General features: G+C 56.2%; 4 protein-coding genes and 1 tRNA gene. 4 read left to right on the top strand and 1 reads right to left on the bottom strand.

The features are described from left to right. Positions 1-448 precede the first annotated feature (448 nt). Positions 449-1,717, top strand: a complete 1,269-nt coding sequence (locus HMPREF3011_RS10120; protein ID WP_038627283.1) for an aminotransferase class V-fold PLP-dependent enzyme — start codon at positions 449-451, stop codon at positions 1,715-1,717. Between the two features lie 16 nt (positions 1,718-1,733). Here the strand turns inward: HMPREF3011_RS10120 and HMPREF3011_RS10115 are convergent, their stop codons facing one another. Next, positions 1,734-2,702: an NAD(P)H-quinone oxidoreductase gene (locus HMPREF3011_RS10115; protein WP_038627285.1), complete on the bottom strand. Its 969-nt coding sequence runs from the start codon at positions 2,700-2,702 to the stop codon at positions 1,734-1,736. 198 nt (positions 2,703-2,900) lie between these two features. Between HMPREF3011_RS10115 and HMPREF3011_RS10110 the strand changes: the two genes are divergently transcribed. From HMPREF3011_RS10110 to HMPREF3011_RS11035, 3 genes are all read left to right on the top strand, one after another. Then, positions 2,901-2,985 (top strand) — tRNA-Ser (locus HMPREF3011_RS10110). A gap of 193 nt (positions 2,986-3,178) precedes the next feature. After that, on the top strand, positions 3,179-4,303 hold the full coding sequence (locus HMPREF3011_RS10105) for a tyrosine-type recombinase/integrase (RefSeq protein ID WP_070841477.1): 1,125 nt from the start codon (positions 3,179-3,181) through the stop codon (positions 4,301-4,303). A gap of 444 nt (positions 4,304-4,747) precedes the next feature. After that, the gene (locus HMPREF3011_RS11035) at positions 4,748-4,933 is read left to right on the top strand and encodes a helix-turn-helix transcriptional regulator (RefSeq protein WP_083309515.1); all 186 of its coding nucleotides are present in this window, start codon (positions 4,748-4,750) and stop codon (positions 4,931-4,933) included. The last annotated feature ends 145 nt before the right edge of the window (positions 4,934-5,078 follow it).

Here is a 5,078-nt window from a genome sequence, read left to right as displayed (position 1 = left end):
GGATTAGATTGAATACCGACAGCGCCGGGCGAGCCATTATTCCACGTCATGACGGCGAACGACGGTCGCGTGGGATGGTTGTCATTGGTGGTTACGTGGTGCTTCTGAGGCTGGTTTCACAACTGGTTATGTGATTGGTTATGTGACTCTGGAAAACTTACATACAATCGCCGCTGTAACTGCTTTATGGTCTGCGGCTGGTGCATATGATTCACGCATCGGGAGTGCTTGCGCATGGCTACAGGCAGGAAAAGTTCAGCCAATTTTAAGCAACTACTAAAAAGGGATAAAGATTATCCTATAGGGGGTTGCTTCGATAGAATTGGCTCCAACTAAGATGTGCAAGCGATACACGGTTCGAGGCATGGACACTCGATTCGTGGGTGATTGCACGGTTAATTCTGAAATAGATATCGCAGCTTGAATTCAAAACCGGGAAAGGGTTTTCATGGCCTTCGATGTGCCTACAACCAGGGGTGCTTACTCGTCGCTTTCCGACGGGTGGACATACCTCAATGCGGGTCAACGCACCCAGGTGCCCGAACGTGTTCAGGCTGCGATGATTTCTGCATTTCGCAATGCGCAGAAGTCCCTTCCAGGTGAGACTGGGGCGGGGGCTCATGGCCAGTCGCGCAGCTCGGGGGTGCCCGCTGCAGCGGAACTAACCGCCAGTGCGCGCCGGGCTTTTGCAGACCTCACTGGCGGTCCGGTCGCCGGTGTGGTGTTGGGTTCTTCGCGTGAGGTGCTCATGGAGCAGTTCACCTCCGCAATGAGTCGACGCTTGACGCTCGGCTCTAACCTGGTGATTTCTCGCATCGGTTCGCAGGTCGTACACGCACCACTACGCCGGGCAGCCAATCTCTACGGGGCTCAAGTCCGCATTGCTGAGGCTGACTTGTCCTCGGGTACGTTGCCCTCCTGGCAGTTCGACGAACTTGTAGACGAGGGCACTCGCCTTGTTGTCGTCCCGGCCGCGGATCCATTCGTTGGCACCATTGCGCCGGTAGCTGACATTTCTCGGCGGGTGCATGAGCACTCCAACGCCTGGGTGTTGGTCGATGTCTCGGATATTGTTGCCTACCGCGACGTGTCGATGAGCAAGCTGGGCGCCGACATCATGCTGGTTGACGCCTCCGTGCTGGGCGGGCCTGAGGTCGCAGCTTTGGTGTTCAAGGATCCCGAGATGTTCGAGCGCATGACGTCGTTAAGCTATGTGCCGAATGCGCGCGGCGTCGAGCGGATTGAGGTTTCCCCGGTGTCGCCGGCACTGCTCGGTGGGGTGTCGGAATCGGTGCTGCACCTGGCATCGCTGGATAGCACGGCGAGGGGGTCGCGTAGGCACCGCATTGAAACGGCGATGCCGCAGGTTTCTCGCTACTTGACGACGTTGTCGGAGCGCCTGATTGCGGCGCTGATGACCCTGCCGCGGGTGTACATCATCGGCATGGATACCGAAGATGATTCTTTCGCGAGTGTGTCGCGAGCACAGCACATTCCGCGCGTTAGCTTCCTCGTCGATGGGGTGTCGGCGAAGGTGGTCGTGGATAGGCTGCTGGATAATGGCCTGGTGACCAGCATTGTTGATGCATACGAATCGCCACTGCTGGAGGCCATGGGCATCGCTGAGGCTGGAGGTGCCGTGAGAGTCGGCCTCCAGCCGTTCAATACACCGCACGACATTGACCAGCTTGTGCGCGCAGTTGCCTCGCTCGGTTAACTAGGCGGTCAGCTAACTAGACGGTCAGCACAATCTTGCCGCTGACCGCGCCACTGTCGAGCAGTTCGTGGGCCTTGGCCGCGTCGCGCATATCCATGACCTCATGAATTTGAGGGGTGACGGTGCCGTCGGCAAGCATTGGCCAGATGGTGTCCTCTGTGGCGTTGACGATGCGAGCCTTGTCAGCTAGATCGCGGTAGCGCAGGCCGGTGGCGGTAATGGAGCCGCGCTTGCTCAGCAGGCGGCCGATGTTGAGCTCGCCCTTTACGCCGCCCTGCATGCCGATGATGACCAGGTGGCCGTCCTTCGCCAGGGCCTTGACGTTTCGGTCGAGGTACTTTGCGCCCATGATGTCCAGAATGACATTGGCACCGCCCTCAGCTGTGACGATTTCCTCGAAGTCCTCTTCTTTGTAATTGATGAGGATGTCGGCGCCGAGCTCTTTGCACTTAGCCAGCTTCTCCGCCGACCCGGCGGTGACTGCGACGCGAGCGCCCAGCTGCTTGGCCATCTGAATAGCGAAAGTGCCGATGCCACCCGCGCCACCGTGAACCAGTAGTAGATCGCCTTCCTTTAGGCCGGCAATCATCACGACATTCGAGAACACCGTGCAGGCAACCTCGACGATAGATGCGGCCTCGGTGAAGGAGTAGCCATGTGGCAGTGGGAGAATCTGGCCGGCCGGGACTGCGACCTTTTCGGCGTAAGCGCCACCGGAGAGAAGGCAGCAGACCTCGTCGCCGACTTTCCAGCCCTGAGAGTCGCCCTTGACCTCTTCAATGACACCCGCGCACTCCAGGCCGAGGGTGTCGGTCACGCCTTTCGGTGGCGGGTAGTGGCCAGCGGCCTGCAGCAGGTCAGCGCGGTTTACTCCAGCGGCCTTGACCTTGACCAGCACCTGCCCATCCTCGAGAGTCGGTTCCGGAGCATCGGCCCATTCCAGGGCGCGGGGGTTGGAAAGATCAGTCTGAATGATTGCCTTCATAGTCTTCAAAGGTAATGCAAAAACTGGTTATGCACGCGGTATTTCAAGCTCTTTTGCAATTAGCAAAAATAGTTATGTCTGTAGAGGTGGATGCTTGGGGTGTGGTTTGGGATGAGAAGACTAGCGAAAGGTGCTGGCAAGGGGTGTTATGAGGGCGTTTGCTGCCTCACGGCGGTATGCGGTTATGATGTTGTCGTTGGAAGTATGGCAGAGCGGCCGAATGCACTGGTCTTGAAAACCAGCGAGGGTCACACCTCCGGGGGTTCAAATCCCCCTGCTTCCGCAGTTAGAAGCCCCCGGTAGTTGTTCTACTGGGGGTTTTCCCTGTTGTCTGTGCTGGTCAGGCGCTTATCAGTCTACGTCACGTTATGACTAGTACGCCACCTGATACACTCTCATTTGTCACGAATCTTGTCACGACTTGTCACGAATCTCGTCACGCGCGGTAGGCACGCACGTCAAAGGAGACGCTGACAATGGCAAAGAAAATCGGCAGCCCTAAGCAATTGCCGTCCGGCTCGTGGCGCGTTCGCTACACCCATAAGGGTAAGTCGTACTCAAAGACCTTCCCCCGCAAATCCCAGGCGGAAGCATGGCGTGAAGCGGAAGAGCACCTATTCTTGTTCGATGAATGGACACCACCGCAGCAGCGGGAGCGGGCGAAGAAGCTCGCGAAGATGACCGTCACAGAGTTTTACAAGACGCTTCCGGAAAAGCGCCGTTGGGAACGCAGTACCCAACTCACCTACGGAAGTATGTTCAAAAACGACATTAAGCCGGTGCTAGGTGATAAGTCCCTGCAGTCTGTTACCCGCGATCAGGTCCGTGATTGGTACTTTTCCATGCTGAAAACCCGTAAGGGGCGGGATAAGCGCAACCGGGACGTGTACGCGCTGCTGGCAACGATCTTTAATCAGGCGGTGCGTGATGAGCTGATTGAAGTATCCCCAGTCAGTATTGAGGGCGCTAGCAAGCGGCCACCGGCGAAGAGAGAGCAGGAGATCCCGACACCGGCGGAGTTTGCAAAGTTTATCGCTAAGATTCCCGCGCGCTATAAAGCCCCGGTGCTTATCTTTGCTGGTTGCTCGTTCCGTGTCGGTGAGTGGTGTGAGCTAAGGCGGAAAGATGTTTTTCACGATGGGAACGTGTGGAAGATTCATGTGCAACGCCAATACCGGGAGGACACTAACGAAGTGGTGCATTATCTGAAATCCAAGCGGAGCCGGTGGGTGACTATCCCAAATGGTTGCGTCCCGGCGTTGCGGCAGCATATGGAGACGTTTTCGCAGCCGGGCCGTGAGGGTCTGCTGTTTCCCAATAAAGACGGGGGCCGGGTGGACCGTCGTAGATTCAACACGATGTTGAAACGGGTGTGTGAGGAGACGCTGGGGCACACGAACACTCATTCGCATATCTTGCGGCATTACGGCGGAACTGAATTCGCGCGTGCTGGTGGGTCGTTGGCGGAGATCATGGCGCGGCTTGGTCACAGTACTGTGAACGCGGCGCTGCAGTATCAGCACTCGTCGCAGGCTCGCGATATTGAGGTTGCCAACCGGATCGTTATGCCGCTGGTGAAGCTCGATGACGAGGCGGCGTAACGCTTAGCCTGTTGGCTGTTGTCCCCTGCTCGGTTGGTTCCGGGTGGGGGAACTTTTTTGTGCAATTATGCGGACCGCTCCCCATAAATAACGCAAATTGCCCCGTTGTTTTATCCCTATGTAAACAATGCGACGCATAAAGATTTTGCGAAGCTGGCGGATAAGTATTTTCTCGTCGTATTCCTTAACGTGATTGTGCTGAATTCCCCTGTGGATATTCCTTATTTTCCTTAATGTGACTGTGTATAACTCTGTGGATAACTGCTGTTGAAAAGTCTCTGAACAGTGGGTTTAGTGATCGTTACCGTGCCCGTCAGCGCCGTCGTAACGTGACCCATTGGTAGAGTGTTGTAACGTCCTTTATGCACTCATTGGTTCACGTATTGCCTACCGCGCGAATGGGTGCCATGACAGGTTCTGACACCGACCCGAAAAGGAGAAAAAATGTCAGCACAACCAAAACCCCGATGGATTTCGGTATCCCGAATCGCCGAAGAGTACGGTCTGTCAACACGGACCGTCTACCGACTTATTGACGATGGAAAGATCGAAGCGTCATACATCACACCCCGCGCCCTCCGGGTTAATCGTGAGTCGATGGAAGCTCTAATTGAACGCAACGCGGCCTAGAGACAGGAGCGTGAAAACAATGACTGATTCCTACCGTCCAAAGACAGACCCAAAGGTGTTGGACTTTCTCACAGGGGTTGGTGTCACTGGTGAGGTTCCGGCAGATGTGACGGAGCTTGTAGGTCTAGTCGTGGATCTACCGGCG

Origin of the sequence: Corynebacterium sp. HMSC074C04 (assembly GCF_001838295.1) — a bacterium.
GTDB lineage: Bacteria > Actinomycetota > Actinomycetes > Mycobacteriales > Mycobacteriaceae > Corynebacterium > Corynebacterium amycolatum.
The sequence above is the reverse complement of the archived record's forward strand: the minus strand, read 5'-3'. Positions and strand labels throughout refer to the sequence as shown.

Coding starts and splice junctions, on each gene's coding strand:
- HMPREF3011_RS10120 (WP_038627283.1), top strand. CDS start 449: ATGGCCTTCGATGTGCCTACAACCAGGGGTGCTTACTCGTCGCTTTCC.
- HMPREF3011_RS10115 (WP_038627285.1), bottom strand. CDS start 2,702: ATGAAGGCAATCATTCAGACTGATCTTTCCAACCCCCGCGCCCTGGAA.
- HMPREF3011_RS10105 (WP_070841477.1), top strand. CDS start 3,179: ATGGCAAAGAAAATCGGCAGCCCTAAGCAATTGCCGTCCGGCTCGTGG.
- HMPREF3011_RS11035 (WP_083309515.1), top strand. CDS start 4,748: ATGTCAGCACAACCAAAACCCCGATGGATTTCGGTATCCCGAATCGCC.